Source organism: Delftia sp. PX-1, assembly GCF_055797465.1.
In genome coordinates, this window is the sequence record NZ_CP184763.1 from 5,648,491 (window position 1) to 5,668,427 (window position 19,937).

18 protein-coding genes are annotated in these 19,937 nt (G+C 66.7%); 2 read left to right on the forward strand and 16 right to left on the reverse strand.

The genetic code is table 11. The features are described from left to right. Positions 1-124 precede the first annotated feature (124 nt). A complete protein-coding gene (locus ACN20X_RS25805; RefSeq protein ID WP_034364072.1) occupies positions 125-1,618 on the forward strand; it encodes an ABC transporter substrate-binding protein in 1,494 nt (497 codons plus the stop codon). Positions 1,619-1,718: 100 nt separating this feature from the next. Then, positions 1,719-3,170: an amidase gene (locus ACN20X_RS25810; RefSeq protein WP_034364069.1), complete on the forward strand. Its 1,452-nt coding sequence runs from the start codon at positions 1,719-1,721 to the stop codon at positions 3,168-3,170. On the opposite strand, the gene ACN20X_RS25815 is transcribed toward ACN20X_RS25810, so the two are convergent. The 16 genes from ACN20X_RS25815 to ACN20X_RS25890 form a co-directional block, all read right to left on the reverse strand. Further along, positions 3,157-4,170, reverse strand: a complete 1,014-nt coding sequence (locus ACN20X_RS25815; protein WP_473210016.1) for a Bug family tripartite tricarboxylate transporter substrate binding protein — start codon at positions 4,168-4,170, stop codon at positions 3,157-3,159. The two genes, ACN20X_RS25810 and ACN20X_RS25815, sit on opposite strands and share 14 nt — an antisense overlap. Positions 4,171-4,312: 142 nt before the next feature. After that, on the reverse strand, positions 4,313-5,338 hold the full coding sequence (locus ACN20X_RS25820) for an AraC family transcriptional regulator (RefSeq protein WP_223275108.1): 1,026 nt from the start codon (positions 5,336-5,338) through the stop codon (positions 4,313-4,315). A gap of 97 nt (positions 5,339-5,435) precedes the next feature. Then, positions 5,436-6,080, reverse strand: a complete 645-nt coding sequence (locus ACN20X_RS25825) for a LysE family translocator (protein WP_016445686.1) — start codon at positions 6,078-6,080, stop codon at positions 5,436-5,438. Between the two features lie 42 nt (positions 6,081-6,122). Further along, positions 6,123-6,977, reverse strand: coding sequence for a DUF429 domain-containing protein (locus ACN20X_RS25830; protein ID WP_034347629.1), 855 nt, complete (start codon positions 6,975-6,977; stop codon positions 6,123-6,125). 14 nt (positions 6,978-6,991) lie between these two features. Next, entirely contained in the window at positions 6,992-7,873 is an 882-nt protein-coding gene (locus ACN20X_RS25835; RefSeq protein ID WP_016451038.1) for an EamA family transporter, read from the reverse strand. A 105-nt stretch (positions 7,874-7,978) separates the two neighbouring features. Beyond that, positions 7,979-8,701: a GTP cyclohydrolase I gene (folE, locus tag ACN20X_RS25840; RefSeq protein WP_016445683.1), complete on the reverse strand. Its 723-nt coding sequence runs from the start codon at positions 8,699-8,701 to the stop codon at positions 7,979-7,981. A 129-nt stretch (positions 8,702-8,830) separates the two neighbouring features. Further along, a complete protein-coding gene (locus ACN20X_RS25845; protein ID WP_016445682.1) occupies positions 8,831-9,601 on the reverse strand; it encodes an endonuclease/exonuclease/phosphatase family protein in 771 nt (256 codons plus the stop codon). Between the two features lie 27 nt (positions 9,602-9,628). Continuing rightward, a complete protein-coding gene (nudB, locus tag ACN20X_RS25850) occupies positions 9,629-10,105 on the reverse strand; it encodes a dihydroneopterin triphosphate diphosphatase (RefSeq protein ID WP_473210017.1) in 477 nt (158 codons plus the stop codon). 8 nt (positions 10,106-10,113) lie between these two features. After that, entirely contained in the window at positions 10,114-10,935 is an 822-nt protein-coding gene (locus tag ACN20X_RS25855; RefSeq protein WP_046241038.1) for a CsgG/HfaB family protein, read from the reverse strand. Positions 10,936-11,013: 78 nt separating this feature from the next. After that, on the reverse strand, positions 11,014-12,816 hold the full coding sequence (aspS, locus tag ACN20X_RS25860) for an aspartate--tRNA ligase (RefSeq protein WP_016445679.1): 1,803 nt from the start codon (positions 12,814-12,816) through the stop codon (positions 11,014-11,016). 41 nt (positions 12,817-12,857) lie between these two features. Next, positions 12,858-13,481, reverse strand: a complete 624-nt coding sequence (locus tag ACN20X_RS25865) for a DUF502 domain-containing protein (RefSeq protein WP_016445678.1) — start codon at positions 13,479-13,481, stop codon at positions 12,858-12,860. 16 nt (positions 13,482-13,497) lie between these two features. Continuing rightward, positions 13,498-13,815, reverse strand: a complete 318-nt coding sequence (locus ACN20X_RS25870) for an FmdB family zinc ribbon protein (RefSeq protein WP_016445677.1) — start codon at positions 13,813-13,815, stop codon at positions 13,498-13,500. A 219-nt stretch (positions 13,816-14,034) separates the two neighbouring features. Continuing rightward, entirely contained in the window at positions 14,035-16,053 is a 2,019-nt protein-coding gene (locus tag ACN20X_RS25875; protein WP_473210018.1) for a DUF7933 domain-containing protein, read from the reverse strand. 176 nt (positions 16,054-16,229) lie between these two features. Continuing rightward, entirely contained in the window at positions 16,230-17,678 is a 1,449-nt protein-coding gene (locus ACN20X_RS25880) for a high affinity choline transporter 1 (protein ID WP_043789767.1), read from the reverse strand. 58 nt (positions 17,679-17,736) lie between these two features. Next, entirely contained in the window at positions 17,737-19,302 is a 1,566-nt protein-coding gene (gene ubiB, locus ACN20X_RS25885) for a ubiquinone biosynthesis regulatory protein kinase UbiB (RefSeq protein WP_016445674.1), read from the reverse strand. Next, positions 19,299-19,937, reverse strand: coding sequence for a ubiquinone biosynthesis accessory factor UbiJ (locus ACN20X_RS25890; protein ID WP_016451035.1), 639 nt, complete (start codon positions 19,935-19,937; stop codon positions 19,299-19,301). The genes ubiB and ACN20X_RS25890 overlap by 4 nt, the downstream gene beginning before the upstream one ends.

The window sequence follows — 19,937 nt, forward strand, 5'->3', positions numbered from 1 at the left end:
GACAACCACCGGAGCGGACCGGGCCCTCATGGCCACGCGCACGCGCGCGCTGGTGTAAAAACACTGCTGCAGGCCGCAGCCAGCGGCCCATGACCCATCTGCAAGAATTTCCGGAGACCTGTTCATGTTCAATCGCCGTTCCCTGCTGGCCAGCTCCGCTGCTGCCGGCCTGCCCCTGCTGATGCCCTGGCCTGCGCTGGCCCAGGGCCGCAAGGACAGTGTCACGCTGGCGATGACGCTGGAGCCGCCGGGGCTGGACCCCACGGCCGGCGCCGCATCGTCCATTGGCGAGATCGTGCTCTACAACCTGTTCGAGACGCTGACCAAGATCAATCCGGACGGCAGCGTCTCCCCGCTGCTGGCCGAAAGCTGGGAGGTCTCGCCCGACCTCAAGACCTACACCTTCCGCCTGCGCAAGGGTGTGAGTTTCCAGAACGGCGAGCCCTGCAACGCCCACAGCGTGAAGTACTCCTTCGACCGCGCGGGCGACGACAAGAGCACCAACAAGGACAAGCGCACCTTCGCCGCCCTGTCCACGCGCGTGGTGGATGACCACACGGTGGTCGTCACCAACAAGGACATCGACCCCGACTTCCTCTTCGTGCTGGGGCAGGCGACCTCCATCATCGTGGAGCCCAAGAGCGCTGCCACCAACGCCACGCGCCCCGTGGGCACGGGCCCCTACCAGCTGGGCAACTGGAACAAGGGCGCCTCGGTCACGCTCACGGCCTGGCCCCGGTACCGCACGGCCCCCGGCCTGCGCATTCGCCGTGCCACCTTCCGCTTCATCTCCGACCCTGCAGCCCAGGTGGCCGCACTGCTGGCCGGCGATGTCGACGCCTTCCCGCGCGTCACGCCGCGCAGCGTGGCCCAGTTCAAGGCCAACGGGCGCTTCCAGGTCGTGGTCAGCGGCTCGCGGGCCAAGACCATCCTGGCCATGAACAACGCGCGCAAGCCCTTGAACGATGCGCGGGTGCGCCGCGCCATCGCCGCCGCCATCGACCGCAAGGCCGTCATCGACGGCGCGGGCGACGGCTACGGCCTGCCCATTGGCAGCTACTACGTGCCCACGGCCTTCGGCTACGTGGACACCACGGGCATCAACCCCTTCGACGTGGAAAAGGCCAAGGCGCTGCTGGCCGAGGCCGGCGTCAAGACGCCGCTGGAGCTGACCATGACCCTGCCGCCCACGCCCTACGCGCGCCAGGGCGGCGAGGTGATTGCCGCGCAGCTGGCCAAGATCGGCATCCGCGCCAAGCTGCAGAACGTCGAATGGGCGCAGTGGCTGTCGGGCACCTACACGCTCAAGAACTACGACCTGACGCTGATCTCCCATGTCGAGCCCTTCGACCTGGGCAACTTCGCCAAGCCCGACTACTACTGGGGCTACCAGTCGTCCCAGTTCAACGAGCTGTACGACAAGATCAAGAACGCCTCGCGCCCCGCCGACCGCTCGCGCCTGCTGGGCGATGCGCAGCGCCTGCTGGCCCAGGATTGCGTGCACGCCTTCCTCTACACGCCGCAATGGGTCACCGTGGCCAACAAGAATCTGCGCGGACTGTGGAAGGACATGCCCGTCTTCGTCAACGATCTCTCCGCACTGTCCTGGGCCACCTGAACCGCGCACAGGCTGAGCCACAGGCGACAGGCGCGCCGGTGGCACCGGGCCACACTGCGCCAGATCTGCCGCAAGAACCGCCATCTTCGAGGACGCCGCGATGACTGGAACAACACAGGCCCTGCACGACCTGCCCGCCCATGCGCTGCTGCGCGCCTACCGGGACCGCAGCCTCTCGCCCGTCGAGGTCATGCACGACCTGCTGGCCCATGTGCAGCGCTGGGAGCCGGCCCTGCACGCCACCTACCTGCTGCGCCCCGAGGCCGCCCTGGCCCGGGCCCGCGAGAGCGAGGCCCGCTGGCTGCGTGGCGAGCCGGCCGGCCTGCTCGACGGCGTTCCCGCCACGGTCAAGGACAACATCGCCACGCGCGGCGATCCCACGCCCGTGGGCACGGCCGCCATGCCGCAGGTCGCGGCCCCGCTGGATGCCCCACCCGCTGCACGCCTGCGCGAGGCAGGCGCCATCCTTTTCGCCAAGACCACCATGCCCGACTACGGCATGCTGTCGTCCGGCCTGTCCTCGCTGCACGGCAACACCTTCAACCCCTGGGATCCGGACAAGACGCCGGGCGGCTCCAGCGCCGGTGCGGGCGCCGCTGCGGCGGCCGGCTACGGGCCGTTGCACGTGGGCACGGACATCGGCGGCTCCATCCGCCTGCCGGCGGGCTGGTGCGGCATCTTCGGCCTCAAGCCCAGCCTGGGCCGCGTGCCCATCGACCCGCCCTACACCGGCCGCTGCGCAGGTCCCATGACCCGCAGCGTGGCCGACGCCGCGCTGATGATGCAGGTGCTGTCCCTGCCCGATGCACGCGACAGCATGGGCCTGCCGCACCAGGAGATTGCATGGGACAGCTTCGACATGGACCCTGCCCAGGTGCGCGGCCTGCGCATAGGCCTGCTGCTGGATGCCGGCTGCGGCCTTCCCCTGCAGCCCCGCGTGCGCGCCGTGGTGGAGCAGGCTGCGGCCTGGCTGGAATCGGCCGGCGCGCACATCGAGCGCATCGAGCCCTGGCTCACCCGCGACATGCTCGACGGCCTCGACCATTTCTGGCGCATGCGATCACATGTGGAAATGCAGTCGCTGACGGACGCGCAGCGCCGCGTGATCCTGCCCTTCATCCGCGAATGGGCCGACAGTGCCGCGCCACTGACAGCCACGCAGCTGTTCGTGGCCAGCCAGCAGTCGCACCTTCTGCGCACGGCCACGGTGCGGGCCACGGCGGCCTACGACTATGTGCTGTCGCCCGTGGCGCCGATCACGGCTTTCCCGGCCCACCTGCCCAGCCCCACCAACGACCCGCTGCGGCCGCTGGAGCACATTGCCTTTACCGTGCCCTACAACATGTCCGAACAGCCCGCCGCATCCGTGCCCTGCGGGCATGACGGGCAGCTGCCCATAGGCGTGCAGATCGCAGGCCGCCGGTTCGACGACCTGGGCGTGCTCCGGCTCAGCCGGGTGCTGGAGCAGTTGCGCCCACCCCAGCCCGCCTGGCCACAGCCCGTTCAGTCGGGCCAGGACCGGGCGCAGACTGCATCGGCTACTCCAGCCTGATTCCCGCCTCCTTCACGATGCGCGCCCAGCGCGGCATGTCGCGCGCCATGACGGAGGCCAATTCCTCGGGCGTGCCGCCCACCGGGCGCAGGCCCATGGAGGCCAGGCGGCCGCTGAGTTCGGGCGTGGCCACGATGCGCCGCACCTCCGCCGAGAGCCGGTCCACGATGGGCCGCGGCGTTCCCGCCGCCACGAAGGTGGCGAACCAGCCATTGGCCTCGAAGCCGGCCAGGCCCAGCTCGGCAAACGTGGGCACCTCGGGCAGCGCCGGGTGGCGCTGCATGCCGGTGATGGCCAGGATGCGGATCTTGTCCGACTTCAGGTGCGCATTGGCCGAGGACACATCGATGAAGCCCGACGACAGCTGCCCGCCCAGCACGTCGTTGACCAGCGGCGCCGCGCCCTTGTAGGGAATCAGCGCCAGGTCCAGCCCGGCCCTGGCGCGCAGCAGCTCGCCATGCATGTGCGAGGAGGTGCCGTTGCCGTAGTTGCCGTTGCTGTACTTGCCCGGATGGGCCTTGACCAGGGCGATGAACTCCTGCAGCGTCGTGGCCGGCACGTCGCGCGGCACCACGAACAGGTCCGAGGACAGGGCCACCTGCGATACGGGGGCAAAGTCGTTGAGCACGTCATAGGGCATCCTGGCGTACAGCGCAGGCGACTGGATCATGGCAGTGATCCCCAGCAGCAGCGTGTAGCCGTCTGGCGGCGACTTGGCCACCACGTCGCCGCCGATGATGCCGCTGGAGCCCGGCCGGTTCTCCACCACCACGGGCTGGCCCCAGGCCTGGCTCAGTTGCTGGGCAATGATGCGCCCGATGATGTCGGTGCCGCCGCCTGCCGGGTAGGGAATCACCATGCGCAGCGGCTTGGACGGGTAGGCACCGCCTGCCGGCTGTGCAAAGGCGATCGGCGATGCCGTTCCCAGGGCGGCACCCAGTGAGGCGCTGGCAGCGCATGCCAGCGCCGCCCGCAGGCAGCCGCGTCGGCTCGATTCCATGGCTTGTCTCCTTGTCCTTCGGTGCTCCGCCCTCGTTGGCGGGGCGGTGTGCCCTGCCGCAGTGGCAGGGTCCATGGACAGTGTGGCCACCAGGCCTTCAGCCACCAATCGCCGATCGTCTCAAAATGATTGGCAAAAAAGATCAGCGGCCGCGATGCTGGGCCTGCCGGTAGGCGCCCGGCGGCAGGCCGGTCCAGCCCTTGAAGGCGCGGTGGAAGGTGCTGGCCTCGGCAAACCCCACGCGCGCGGCGATATCGGCCAGCGTCAGCTCCGGCCGGTTCAGCAGCTCGATGGCCGCGTCGCGGCGCAGGTCGTCCTTGAGGGATTGGAAACCCAGGCCTTCGTCGCGCAGGCGGCGGCGCAGCGTCTGCGGCGTCATGGACAGCGCGGCGCCGACCTGCTCCAGCGAAGGCAGCTCGCCCGCCAGATCGCGGCGCAGCAGGCGGCGGATGCGCTCGCCCAGGCGCGTGCGGTCGCGGTAGCGGATGACCAGACCCATGGCCGCCTGGTCCAGGAATTCGGCCAGGCTCTCAGGGGTCTGCACCACGGGCAGCTCCAGCCAGCGCGCATCGAACTCCAGCCCCGTGAAGTCGCGGTCGCGCTGCAGCGGCGCCAGGAACAGGCGCTGCGCCTCCGTGCCATACGGCATGCTGGCGCCGGCCGGCGCGCACACGCCCGTCAGCTCTATCCTGCGCGACACCAGCCACGACATGACGCCATAGCCCAGAAAGCAGAAGGACCGCTCGGCATAGGCCAGCGGCGCATCGCGCTCGCGCAGCGACACCATGGCGATGCGGGCCACGCCGTCCACGACCTGCAGCCGGGGCGCGAAGTCGCGCAGCACCAGGCGGTAGAAACGCAGCCCGGCCTGCAATGCCTCGCCCAGCGTGCGGCAAGGCAGCATGGTGCGGCAGGCCTGGGCAAAACTGCCCACGGGCAGCGGATGGCGGCACAGGCCCCACAGCTCGTCGCGGCAGACGCGGCGCAGCACGCGGATCAGCGCCGCGTACTGCGCCTGGGTCACGCGCGACAGCGGCGCATCCAGCAGAGCAGGCGCAATGCCGGCGCGGCGCAGGATGGCTGGCACATCCATGCCATTGCGCTGCACGCCCTGCACGATCTGCAGGACCTGGGCAATGGCAATGGTGTGGGCCGTGGTCTGTGGCATGGGTTGGATGAGGACGCCGCTGCTCATGGCACCAAGGGGCGTGAGCGAAAAAGCATGGAGGGACTGTGCCACGGCCCCGCACTAGTGTGAACAGGCCCTAGCGCTGCACCAGCGCCAGACGCACCGCCATGCCCAGGAACACCAGCCCGGCCACGCGGTTGAGCCAGTTCTGCGCACGCACGGATCGCTGCAGCAGCACGCCGAACCAGCCCGAGCAGCATGCGATGGCACCGAACACCAGCAGCGCCGCCAGCATGAACACGCAGCCCAGCACCATCACCTGCGTGGCCACGCCGCCGCGCGCGGGGTCCGCGAACTGCGGCAGAAAGGCCAGGAAGAAGATCAGCACCTTGGGGTTGGTGAGGTTCATCACCACGCCACGCCCCACCCAGCGCAGCGCCCGTGCGGGGGTCAGCGGGTCGGCTGCGCCGGCCTGCGGCATCTCGCCCGGCCGGGCCACGGCGCGCAGCGCACCCCAGGCCAGCCAGGCCAGGTAGGCGGCGCCGCACAGCTTGATGGCGGTGAACAGCAGGGGAGACGCAGCCACCAGTGCCGCCAAACCCAGCGCAACCGCCGCCGTATGCACCACCAGCCCCAGGCACAGACCCAGTACCACGCACAGGCCCACGCGCCAGCCGCGCTGGGCCGATTGCATGAGCACGAACAGGTTGTCAGGCCCCGGGCTCAGGCCCAGCAGCACGGCCACGCCGAAAAAGGCCAGCAAGGTTTCAAAGGTGGGCATCGCTTGTCTCTTCCCGATTCGAGTATTTCAGTGCGGCGCAGATCAGGCCTGGGCCGTGACGATCCAGCCTTCCAGCGGGTCCAGGTCGTGCGGCAACCCGTAGAGCGCATCGCCCTGCGCATGGCGGGCCGCAGCCCAGGCGGCCTGCAGCATGCAGATTGCGGCGTCCAGCCGGTCTCCGCTGCCGTCCGCCAGCAACTGGTTGCGGGTTTCTTCGGCGTCGATACGCAGGCGCAACGCCAGCGGGTTGTCGCCGCGCTCCAGCGCCGCCAGCAATTGCACGCGCGCCTGATGGCGTTCGGGCGTTTGCCGTGCGGGTTCGTCGCTTTTGTAGCTGAGGCGGCCGATCACGGCGCGCGCCAGCATGCCCGGGTAGGCTTCCAGCGCCACGCGGCGCGCATCGCCTTTGCCGGGAGGCTGCAGGCCCGGCAGGTGCACGCCGGCCGCGCGCAGCAAGGGCAGCCCGGCATGCAGCATGTAGGCCACGGGCGGGTTCACCCATTTCATGGAAGGGCTGGCACCGGCAGGCCCGTCCGTGGCCCGGTGCGCGAACTTTCCGCCTGCGGGCCGCGCCGCGCAAAAGGCCTTGAACTGCTCGCGTATGGCCTGGCGCGTGAGGCCGGCGTAGTGGTCCATGCAGGCCGCCCATTCCGTGGGCCAGCACAGCTGCTCCACCAGTTCGCGCGGCAGGGCAAAAGGCAGGTCGAAACCGCCCACCCAGGCTGACTGCGCCGAATCGGCAGGCCGGGCCAGCCAGGCGGCCCAGGCGTCCAGCGAGGCGAACTCCAGCAAATCCTGCAGGACCACCGTGTCCCCAGCCAGCAGGCGGCCCAGGGCCATGGTGATGGGCTTGCGCGCCGTAGGTCGGCTGCTGAAATCGCAGCCCAGTACCCGCATTGCCGCCATGGTGCTCAGCCCAGGCCCAGCGCCGTCACACCGACGGCAATGCACACGGCGCCCGCAATGCGTGCCAGGCGATCGCCTTCACGCAGCATGTGCCCGCCGATCAGCGCCGCGAACAGCATGGAGACTTCGCGCGCAGGCGCCACGTGCGACATGGGCGCATCCTGCATGGCGTAGAGCACGAGCACGTAGGCGATGGGGCTGATCAGCGCCACCAGGGCCGCGAAGCGCCACTGCGCGCGCCACAGATGCCGGGCCGTGGGCAGGTCGCGCAGCACCACGGGCGCCAGCAGGAACACGCGCACGAAGTTGCCCATGTAGTCGATGAGGATGGGCGACATCAGCAGCAGCTTCACGCCATAGCCGTCCACCACGGTGTAGCTGGCGATGAAGGCGCCCGTCAGCAGGCCGTACCACAGGCCCATCCTGAGCCGTTCGCGGGCTTCGGGATCATGGCGCGCGCGCAGCAGGCCGGGGCCTCCCGCGATCAGGAAGACGCCGACCACCACGCCGGCAATGCCCAGCACGCCCAACGAGGAAATCCGCTCACCCAGAAAGAGGATGGCCACCATGGACGACAGCAGCGGCCCCGAGCCGCGCGCCAGCGGATAGACCACGGTGAGGTCCGCGCTGCGGTAGCCACGCAGCAAGGTCACGTAGTAGGCCACGTGCAGCAGGCCGCTGGCCAGCACCACCAGCCATTCGTTGCGGCCCCATGTGGGCACCACATCGCGCCCCACCCACCAGCCCAGCGGCGCCCAGATCACCATCATGATGACCGAGGTGAAGAAGGCAAAGCGCGAATCACCGCCCGCCTTCTTGGCCACGATGTTCCAGCCGGCATGGATGAGGCCGGCAATGATGATCAGGGCAAAGGCTTGCAGCGACATGGGCAGGTCCGGGGAAAGCGGGGCGGGGCGCGGGAAAGAAAAAAGGCCGCGCACTGCGCAGCCTGGGGTGTTGTGTGAGGCGTCCGGGGACGCCACCCCGGGGATTTACTTGCGGCTGGACACCAGCGAGAGGAACTCGCGGCGCAGTTCCGGGTTGGTGAGGAAGGCGCCGCGCATGACGGAGTTCAGCATCTTGCTGTCCATCTCGCGCACACCGCGCCAGGACATGCAAAAGTGCGAAGCCTCCATGACCACGGCCAGGCCGTCGGGGCGGGTCTTGTCGAGGATCAGGTCGGCCAGCTGGATGATGGCCTCTTCCTGGATCTGGGGGCGGCCCATGATCCAGTCCACCAGCCGCGCGTACTTCGACAGGCCGATGACATTGGTGTTCTTGTTGGGCAGCACGCCGATCCAGATCTTGCCGATCACCGGGCACAGATGGTGGCTGCAGGCGCTGCGCACCGTGATCGGGCCGACGATCATCAGCTCGTTGAGGTGCTCGGCGTTGGGGAACTCGGTGATGGCGGGCTGCGCCACGTAGCGGCCCCGGAACACCTCGTTGACATACATCTTGGCCACGCGGCGCGCCGTGGCGCGCGTGTTGTGGTCGTGCGTGGTGTCGATGACCATGCTGTCGAGCACGCCCTGCATCTTTTCCTGGACTTCGTCGAGCAGCTGCTCGAGTTCACCGGGCTCGATGAATTCGGAGATGTTGTCGTTCGCATGAAAGCGCTTTTGCGCCTGCTTCAGTCGTTCGCGGATCTTGACCGAGACGGGGGTGCCCTCGGCCTGGCTGTCTTGTTTCATGTCGACGAGTTCTCTGAACATGGCTGGCATGGTAACAGCGAAACCCGCAGCATGGCACGCAAGGGATTTTCCACCCAAACGCAGGTTCTGCCCGCCCCGAAAGCTATCAATTCAATAGCAAAAGAGTGGCGTGTGTCAGAGCGGCCAGGGCTAGAGGCGGAATTCCGCAATCAGCGGCAGATGGTCCGACATGCGCCACCAGATACGCCCCTTGGGCACATGCAGGCCCAGCGGCGTGAGGCCGCGCACATAGACGTGGTCCAGCTGGGCCAGCGGCAGGCGCGAAGGATAGGTGGGCACGCTGGGCAATTCGTCGTATTCGTACAGGCCGAAACCGCCCAGCATGCGCTTGATCTGGCCACCCCAGTCGTTGAAGTCGCCAGCCACCACCACGGGCGCGCCCGGCGGCACCTCTCGCTCGATGAAGCGCTTGAGCTGTGAGACCTGGCGCACGCGGCTGCCGGGGATCAGCCCCAGGTGCACCACGATGGTGTGCACGCGCCGGTTCTGCACTTCCACCTCCACATGCAGCAGGCCACGCTGCTCGAAGCGGTGGTCGGAGATGTCCTCGTGCTGGTGGCCCACCACGGGCCAGCGGGTCAGAAGCGCGTTGCCGTGCTCGCCGTGGCGGGTGTAGGCGTTGGTGCGGTAGACGGCCTCATAGCCCAGGGGAGCCAGATACTCCGCCTGCGAGACCTGGGGCCAGCGCTCGAAGTACGCGGCCTCCTTGTGGTTCATCTTGCGCACTTCCTGCAGGCAGACGATGTCGGCATCGAGCTGCTCCACGGCGTGGCCCAGGTTGTGGATTTCAAGGCGGCGCGCGGGACCCATGCCCTGCACGCCCTTGTGGATGTTGTAGGTCGCGACGCGCAGTATCGACGGGCCGGGGTCCACCTGATGGGAATTCGCGTTTTCAGTCATGGCGGTTCGGGAACGCAGGTGAGGGGTTCAGTCCGGCTTCGTTGGGGAAAAACGTGGAAGCAGCAAGATGGCCTCCGCATTGGACGGTGAATAGCAGCGCTGGGCAGCCTCACGCCAATGATGCCAAGCAGATGCGGTATGTTCCCTCGGATTCAAGAACACAGGGGTGTAGGACGGAATCCGCAGCCCGAAAACCCTCTCGCGGTTGTGCCATACACCGGGCGCATAGCGGTGCTGCCAGGCAGGGTAGATGGTGTAGATGTTCTCCAGCGCCCAGTCCTGCAGCAGGCAGCCGGGCGCCTCGGCATCGATGCCGGTTTCTTCCCGCACCTCGCGCACCGCGGTCTCGCGCCAGGACTCGCCCTCATGGCCCTTGCTGCCCGTCACCGACTGCCAGAACTCCCCGCCCTCAGGCGCCGGTGCCGTGCGACGCATCAGCAGCACCTGCCCGTCATCACGGTGGATGACGACCAGCACCGACTCGGGGATCTTGTGGCCGGCCATGGCTGGCCTCAGCTCCTGCCCTGCCCGGCCTTGGTGGCCACCGGCGGTGGCAGCTCCTTGGCCTGCAGCGCGCGCACCTGGAAGACCAGCTGGTTGTGCGCATCCAGAAAGGCAGCGGCGATGACCTTGCCCTCGTTGGTATTGCTCCAGCCCGCGCCCGCCGCGCCCAGGCGGCCCAGCACCATGCCGCCCACGCCCAGATCGGTGGTGCGGGCTGCGCCCGTGGCAGCGGCCACCTGCTCGGTGGTTTCGTTGTCCGACAGCAGCAGCGCGGTCTGCGCCTCCTTGAACTTGACCTGCTCGACCAGGCCGGCCAGCCCTGCAATGTCTCGCAGCACCGGAATCATGGCGACCACGCCGGCCAGCCCGCGGCCCGCGTCCTGCTCGCTGAAGGTCAGGCTGGGCGTCAGCGTGTACTGGGCCTCGTAGCCCCGGCCCTTGCGCACCGTGGAGTTCTCGCGCAGCACGCCGGCATTCTTCAGGTCCTGCTCCTGCACCGTGCCGCGCAGGCCCGCTCCCCGGTCCACCACGCGAAAGCAGCCGCTTTGCTGGGCCAGCAGCTTGACCAGCGGAACGGGCGAGGCCGGCAGCTGATAGCCCGAGCCCATGACGTAGCCGTTGGGATTCTCGGCCAGGGCCAGCGTGGCCACGGGCGCATCGCAGCGCACGAGTTCGCGCGACCCGTTGTTCGCCCCCAGCGGCCCGGCAGAGCCCGTGATCTCCGAACCGCCCTGCCCCAGCTCGGTCTTCTTCTCGCCGCAACCGGACAGGCCCAGCCCTGCCGACACCGCCAACGCCAGCGCCACCGATGCAATGCCTTGAAAACGCATGAAAGCTCTCCGCAAAAAGAAAAACGGCAGAAGCTGCGCCAGCTCCTGCCGTTCCTGTCAAGCCGTGAAGCCTGCTCCTCAGCCCTGCGTGGCCGCCAGCGGATTGCGCAGGCGGATGTGCAGCTCGCGCAGCTGCTTTTCGTCCACGGGCGAAGGTGCCTGCGTCAGCAGGTCCTGGGCGCGCTGGGTCTTGGGGAAGGCGATCACGTCGCGGATGGAGTCGGCGCCCGTCATCAGCGTGATCAGGCGGTCCAGGCCGAAGGCCAGGCCGCCGTGCGGGGGGGCGCCGTACTGCAGCGCGTCCAGCAGGTAGCCGAACTTGGCGCGAGCGTCTTCGGGCGAGATCTTGAGCGCGTCAAACACCTTGCTCTGCACGTCGGCGCGGTGGATACGCACCGAGCCGCCGCCCAGCTCCCAGCCGTTCAGGACCATGTCGTAGGCCTTGGCCAGGCAGTTGCCCGGATCGGTGACCATGAGTTCCTCGTGGCCGTCCTTGGGCGAGGTGAACGGGTGGTGCACGGCCGCCCAGCGGTCGTTTTCCTCGTCGTGCTCGAACATGGGGAAGTCCACCACCCACAGCGGCGCCCAGCGGTCCTCGAACAGGCCGTTGGCCTTGCCGAAATCGCTGTGGCCCACCTTCAGGCGCAGCGCGCCGATGGAGTCGTTGACGATCTTTTCCTTGTCGGCGCCGAAGAAGATGAGGTCGCCGTCCTGTGCACCCGTGCGCTTGAGGATTTCGGCAAGGGCCGCGTCATGCAGGTTCTTGACGATGGGCGACTGCAGGCCATCGCGGCCCTTGGCCACTTCGTTGACCTTGATCCAGGCCAGGCCCTTGGCGCCGTAGATCTTGACGAATTCGGTGTACTGGTCGATCTCGCCGCGCGAGATCTGCGAGCCGCCGGGCACGCGCAGTGCCACCACGCGGCCGCCCTTGGTCGTGGCGGGCGTGGAGAACACCTTGAAGTCCACGTCCTTCATGACCTCGGTCAGTTCGGTGAACTCGAGCTTGACGCGCAGGTCGGGCTTGTCCGAGCCGAAGCGGAAGGCCGCTTCCTGGTACGTCATCATCGGGAACTCGCCCAGATCCACGTTCAGCTGGGTCTTGAAGACCTCGGTGATCATGCGCTGGAAGATGGCGCGGATTTCCTCTTCGCCCAGGAACGAGGTCTCGCAGTCGATCTGCGTGAACTCGGGCTGGCGGTCGGCGCGCAGGTCTTCGTCGCGGAAGCACTTGGTGATCTGGTAGTAGCGGTCGTAGCCGGCCACCATCAGCATCTGCTTGTACAGCTGGGGCGACTGCGGAAGGGCGAAGAACTCGCCGTCGTGCACGCGGCTGGGCACCAGGTAGTCGCGCGCGCCTTCGGGCGTGCTCTTGCCCAGCATGGGCGTTTCGATATCGATGAAGCCTTCCTTGTCCAGGAAGTTGCGCACCTGGATGGCCGTGCGATAGCGCAGCATCATGTTGCGCTGCATGTAGGGGCGGCGCAGGTCCAGCACGCGGTTGGTCAGGCGCACGGTCTCGGACAGGTTCTCGTCGTCCAGCTGGAACGGCGGGGTGACCGAGGCGTTGAGCACGTTCAGCTCATGGCACAGCACTTCGATCTGGCCGCTCTTGAGCTTGTCGTTGGTCGTGCCTTCGGGACGTGCGCGCACCAGGCCCTTGACCTGCACGCAGAACTCGTTGCGCAGGCCTTCGGCGGTCTTGAACATCTCGGCGCGATCGGGATCGCAGACCACCTGCACATAGCCTTCGCGGTCGCGCAGGTCGATGAAGATCACACCGCCATGGTCGCGGCGACGGTTCACCCAGCCGCACAGGGTAACGGTTTCGCCCATCAGGGCTTCGGTCACGAGACCGCAGTAGTGGGAGCGCATGGCCATGATGAAAAGCTTCCTGCGCCCGGCAAGGGCGCGACAGTTTGTTATTTGGGTTCCGCGGGCACTGCGAGATCCGGTGGAGTCACCACGCCCATGGAAACAATGTACTTGAGCGCGGCATCCACGCTCATTTCCAGTTCGATGCAATCGCTCTTGCGAACGATGACGAAATAGCCGCCCGTCGGGTTGGGCGTGGTCGGCACGAAGACGCTCAGGTATTCGTCGCGCAGGTAGGCGGCAACCTCCCCGCTGGGCGAGCCGGTGACGAAGGCCACGGTCCAGACGCCTTCACGAGGCCACTGCACCAGCACGGCGGTGCGAAACGCATTGCCGCTGTCCGAGAACACGGTATCGGACACCTGCTTGACGCTGGAATAGATGGAGCGCACCACAGGAATGCGGCTGACCACCGCATCGCCCCAGGACACGAGCTTGCGGCCGATGAAGTTGCTGGCCGCCGCACCGACCACGAGCAGGATCAGCAGCGTCAGCACGACACCGAAGCCGGGGATATGGAAGCCCAGCAACCGATCCGGATGCCAGGCCTCGGGCAGGATGGTCAGCGTCTGGTCGAGCGTGCCGATGATCCAGTTGAGCACGCCCAGCGTGATCACCAGCGGAACGATCACCAGCAGGCCGGCGAACAGCCATTTGCGCAGAGCGGACATGAAATGCAAGCCTTGATCAATGGGCCGTTGCGGGCGCGGAGGCAGATGCAGGGGCCGCAGCGGGCGCGGACGCAGTTGCCGCTGGTGCGGCAGAAGTATCCGAGGCAGGAGCATCGGCTGCGGGAGCCGGTGCGGCGGCGCTCTTGCCACCGCTGTTCTTGAAGTCGGTCGCATACCAGCCCGAGCCCTTGAGCTGGAAGCCGGCAGCTGTCAGCTGCTTGGAGAAGGTCTCGGCCCCGCAGGCCGGACAGGTCGTCAGCGGGGCATCCGAGATTTTCCGCAGCACGTCCTTGGCATGACCGCAGGAGCCACACTTGTATGCATAAATAGGCATGGCGCTAATGCTAATACGAGGGAAGATGCAAAACTTTCGATTATAGGCATCCGTCCGATACTGCGGCTGTCTCAAGCCCAATGGCCCAGGCGGGGCAGGCCACAAGGCGCGCGTACAGGGCCGGCAACTGGTGGCCTCCAATGAGAAATGCCAGTCGCGGAGACTGGCATTCCATCAGGCCCGACCGCCCCCGCTGCCGGGGGCTTGCCGCATCCGTGCTCAGCGCCGTACCCGGCCTCGCTGCGTTCCCAGGCCCGCCAGCATGACGGCCAGGCCCATCAGCACCAGGGCAGGCACCCCGGTGGCGGGGACCGGCTCCGGCGCCAACGCGGCAGCAACCACCAACTCCTGGTCACGCGAATTGTTGGCCGGCTCCGGGTCCGTGGTTCCACTGACCGCCGTCACGGTGGCTGTGAGGCTGCCCTGCGTGGTGGGCGTGAAGCTCACCGTGCAGGCAATGCTTGCGCCAGAGGCCAGCGGCGTGCCTGTCGGCACCGCAGGCGTGCATGAGGTGCTGGCATCTGCCGGCAGCCCTGCGATGGAACAATTGGCAAAGGCCGCCGCATTGGGGCCGGCATTCGTGCAGACGAAAGAACCCTTCACGGGAACACCCACGTTGGCGGTGGCCGGCAGCGTGACGCTGGTGGCCTGCATGTCGGCCCGCTCCACGGGATTGAAGGGGTGTGCCTTGGTGTTGTTGGCCGGCACCGGATCCACGGTGCTGCTGCTCGCCGTCACCAAGGCCGCGATGGTGCCCGTTGTGGTGGGCGTGAACTGCACCGTGCAGGCAATGCTGCCGCCCGATGCCAATGGCGAGGCCGTGGGAACGCTGGGTGTGCAGGACGTGGTCGCCCCGGCGGGCAGGCCGGAGATCACGCACGAGGCCGCCGTGGCCTCACTGGGGCCGGCATTGGTGCAGCTGAAGCTGCCGGACACCGGCGCGCCCACCGTCATGGTCGTGGGAAGCGTGATGGAGGTGGCCTGCATGTCGGCCGTTGGCTCAACCGCCAGCACAACCAGTGTGGCCGGCTGGTTCAGGCCGATCAGGGAGAGGTTGGAAGGACCGTTGGTGAAGCTGCCTGTCGCGGTCGGACGCACGTCGAGGCTCACTTCGCAAAAGGCGGCACCCTGGGCCAGGTCTCCGTTGGACACGGTCACGGTACTACCCCCTGCTGCTGCCTGCACGTTCGTGCCGGGGCAGGTGGTGCTGGCATTGCCCTCGACAACCAGTCCTGCAGGCAGGTTGTCGGTAAACGACCAGCCTTGCTTGCGCAGCAGATCGGTCGTATTGGTGATGGTCATGGTCAACCGGGAGACCTGCCCGAGTTGGATGCTGGCAGGCGAGAAGGCCTTGTCCAGCTGCGGCGTCACGTCGATGATCTGCGCGTTGTCGATCGACGAATCGTTGCCCATGAAACTGGTCTGGTCGTTGTGCAGGACAAACCCGACAGAAGCTCCGCTGAAGAGCAGGGCTCCGGGAGAGGTCACTGTCTGGGCCACAGCGGTCTGGGGGCCGGAAACACCGATAGAGGTTGTATTGAATGACTGTCCACCCACGCATGGATTGATCGCGGTCGTGGAGATGGGCAGTTCCGTACCAGCGTCATTGATCAGAGAAAAACGCAGCAGCGGGGCTGTAAATCCCGACGAGCAGAAGGTCGCCACCACATCGGTACGGGCCGTGAGAAATCTGCTGCTGGCACTTTGTGCAATATTGGTGGCGGTGCGAAAGGCAATTGCGCCAGCAGGAAAGGTCCCATTCGCTGTAAGCATTGCCATGACGTGATTGTTGCGTGCAGCCGCCGCACTCTGGCCCTGATAGCGCCCGACGACCTCGGCCATCTGCTGCAGGCTGTTCCAATTGCCCTGGACAGCGCACGCCGCAATCATGGCCGCCGAATTCGGATCCTGGCTGAAGGACGTGACTATGCCATTGCACTGGTTGGCGCTCATCCGGTACAGGGGGTCGGCGGTGTACGTCTGCCCCGCAGGGTCCGCGCCCTTGTAGGCCAGCAGATCCCGCCCCTCCGTGGCGATGGGGGGTGTCTGCGGGTTTTCGAAATCCTCGCTCCAGACAATGACCGGCGCGACCGGGATCCTCGGTGCAGCCATTGCCACCTGGCCGCACAGGGCTGGCACAAGCAAGGCGCCTCCAAGCCCTCCCCATCGCAATCGGACGCCGGCAGCAGTCCGCAGCCTCAGCCGGCAAGTCTTCGCAATCAGTTCCAGTGTTCTCATGACAGTGCTTCCTCCCAAGCGTTTGATTTCGGAGGTCCGCCGTACTGTCAGGATCTGTGCTTCATACCGCACATGTCAGCATCTTGGGACCTCCATGATCCCAAGCGCCAACTTTATAGAAAATAACTATCGATAATTGTGATCAATTGTTTTCCAGGTCACATTCAGGCATGCGTTTACCTTTCGGGCCTGAACTCAAGAATGTCTGCGCTGCGATTGGCCAGCCACTGGGGTGCCAGTGACCCGGCCAACATCCCCGTCACAGCCGCCAGCAGTCCCGCCAATTGCTGCGGAAATGCCTCGTGCAAAGCCGGCGTGGCCATGAAGACCACCCACACGCCAATGCCCAGTGCCACGGCGCAAATGGCGCCCTGCGTGGTGGCGCGCTTCCAGTACAGCCCGAAGACCAGCGGCACGAAGGCGCCGACCAGCGGCACCTGGTAGGCGCTGGAGACCAACTCATAGATGGGCGTTCCTTCCATCTTGATCGAGTAGGCCAGCACGCAGATGCTGAAGACGAGCACGCTGGTGCGCATGGCCAGCAGCATTTCCCGGTCGCTGGCCTGGGTGCGGAACTGGCGCCAGATGTTCTCGGTGAAAGTCACGCTGGGTGCCAGCAACGTGGCCGAGGCACAGGACTTGATGGCCGACAGCAGCGCGCCAAAGAACAGCACCTGCATGACGAAGGGCATCTTGTCCATGACCAGGGTGGGCAACACCTTCTGCGGGTCCTGCCCGAGCAGTTCCGCCGCCTCCTGCGGCATGATGATCAGCGCGCTGGTCACCAGGAACATGGGAACGAAGGCAAAGAAGATATAGGCCGTGCCGCCGATGACGGTACCGCGCGTGGCGGCCTTTTCGCTGTTGGCCGACATCACGCGCTGGAACACGTCCTGCTGGGGGATGGAGCCCAGCATCATGGTGATGGCTGCGCCAAAGAAGAAGAGGATGTCATGCCAGCTGGGTTCGGGCCAGAACTGGAACAGGTCGCGGCTCACGGCCAAGTCGATGACCTTGTCGGCACCACCGGCCATGTCGCCCGCAAACCAGGCCAGCACCACGAGTCCGACCACGAGGATGATCATCTGCAGGAAATCGGTCACGGCCACCGACCACATGCCGCCGAACAGCGTGTAGGCCAGGATGGACACCACGCCGATGGCCATGCCCACGGGAATGCTGACCGTACCGCCCGACAGCAGGTTGAAAACCAGGCCCAGCGCCGTGACCTGGGCCGAGACCCAGCCCAGGTAGCTGAGCATGATGATCAGCGAGCAGACGATCTCGATGGAGCGCCCATAGCGGTGGCGGTAGTAGTCGCTGATGGTCAGCAGCGTCATGCGGTACAGCTTGCCCGCGAAGAACAGGCCCACCAGGATCAGGCACATGCCCGCGCCGAACGGGTCCTCGACCACGCCGCGCAGGCCGCCCTCGATGAACTTGGCGGGCACGCCCAGCACGATCTCCGAGCCGAACCACGTGGCAAACGTGGTGGTGATGATCATGTACATGGGCAGATGGCGCCCGGCAATTGCAAAGTCGGCCGTGTTCTTGACCCGCCTGGCCGCCCACAGGCCAATGGCTATGGTCACGAACAGGTAGGCGATCACCATTGAGAGCAGCACGCTGGCACTCCTGATTCAAAGTGGGAAAAGTCAGAGGGCTTGAAACCCGTCGGTGTTCTCAGTACCAGCGCAGGCGCACCACCAGTTGCAGCAGGATCAGCGCGATCACAAAGCCTATGCCCGCGCTGACGATGGCCTGAAGCAGGCGGTTGGTGAGCTTTTGCTGCTGCAGCAGTTCCTTGAGCAGTTCGTCGTGCTCGCCGGAGTTGCGCGTGAGCCGGCGATGGATCAGGCGCGGCAGCTCGGGAATGAGCTTGGCGTAGCGCGGCGCCTCGGCCTGCAGCTCGCGCCACAGCCGCTGCGGGCCCATCTGGTCCAGCATCCATTTTTCGAGGAAGGGCTTGGCGGTGCTCCACAGGTCCAGATTGGGGTCCAGCTGGCGGCCCAGGCCTTCGATGTTGAGCAGCGTCTTTTGCAGCAGCACCAGCTGCGGCTGGATCTCGACATGGAAGCGGCGCGAGGTCTGGAACAGGCGCATCAGCACCATGCCCAGCGAGATCTCTGCCAACGGACGGTCGAAATACGGCTCGCACACCGCGCGGATGGCGGCTTCCAGCTCGTCCACGCGCGTGCTCGGCGGCACCCAGCCGCTTTCGATGTGCAGCTCGGCAACGCGCTTGTAGTCCCGACGGAAGAACGCCGTGAAGTTCTGCGCCAGGTATTCCTTGTCGTACTCGGTCAGCGTGCCGACGATGCCGAAGTCCAGCGAGATATAGCGCCCGAAGGTCTCGGGCTCCAGGCTGACCATGATGTTGCCCGGGTGCATGTCGGCGTGAAAGAAACCGTCGCGGAACACCTGGGTGAAGAAGATGGTCACGCCGTCGCGTGCGAGCTTGGGGATGTCGACCCCGGCCTCGCGCAGGCGCTCGACCTGGCTGATGGGCACGCCCTTCATGCGCTGCATGACCATCACGTCGTTGCGGCAGAAATCCCAGTACACCTCGGGGATCAGCACCAGGTCCAGGCCTTCCATGTTGCGGCGCAGCTGCGCGGCGTTGGAGGCTTCGCGGATCAGGTCCAGCTCGTCGTGCAGGTAGTTGTCGAATTCGGCCACGACCTGGCGGGGCTTGAGGCGCTTGCCGTCGGCCGACAGGCGCTCGACCCAGCGCGCCATCATGTGCATGAGCGCCAGGTCCTTGTCGATCACGGCCTTCATGCCCGGGCGCAGCACCTTGACGGCCACATCGCGCTGCACGCCGTTGCGGTCGCTGATCACGGCAAAGTGCACCTGCGCGATGGAGGCACTGGCCACCGGCTCGCGCTCGAAGCTCACGAAGATCTGGTCCAGCTTCTTGCGGAAAGCACGCTCTATGGTGTCCACCGCAATCTGCGAATCGAAGGGCGGCACGCGGTCCTGCAACCGGGCCAGCTCCTCGGCCACGTCGGGCGGCATCAGGTCGCTGCGCGTGGACAGCACCTGACCGAACTTCACGAAGATGGGGCCCAGCTCCTCCAGCGCCTCGCGCAGGCGCTGGCCGCGCGGCTTGTCCAGCCGGCGGCCCAGGGTGAGCACCGCGCGTGCGCGGCGCATCCAGGGATGCTCGAAGCTCGACAGCACCAGCTCGTCGAGTCCGTAGCGGAACACCACCCAGAGGATGGTCAGCCCGCGAAGAAACCGGCTCATGGCTTGTCGTTCTCGAAACCGGGCAGGGACACCACGGGGGAACCAACGGGCGCGCTGGCGGGCGCTGCCGAACGTGCGGCTTCAGGGGCGGGGGCATCGGCATCGGGCTTGCCGGCCATGCGGGCGCCCACGAACTGGCGCAGTGCCTGGGCAGCGCTGCGGCCCACCTTGGCCACGGTGTGCGCGGGCGCATCGCCGATGATGCGGGCGAGGTCTTCCTCCACATCCCATTCGACGTGGTCCACCAGCCAGTTGATGTCGGCGGCCAGTTGCACGTCGCCTTCGATGCGGATGGAGGGCTTGTCGCCGCGCAGGGCCACCTGGGCCAGGGCCAGTGCGGAGGTCTCGGTCACTTCGAGCAGCAGATCGGGCTGCGCGTCTTCAGGCGCCACGTTGAACAGGCCGGCCGGCGTGATCTGCAGGGCCATGGAGTAGCCGCGCCACTGCACGCGCGCCACGCGGCCCTTTTGCCGCACCAGGCGCTCGGTGGCCTCCTTTTCCTGCATCAGCACATGGTTGAGGAACAGCACGATGCGCTGATGCACCTCGCTGACCAGCCATTGCGGCGGTTGCGGGCCGGCCATCACGCGTTCCATGAGGCCGTTCAGGAAAGAAAAAGGGGACTGTGTTGCCAT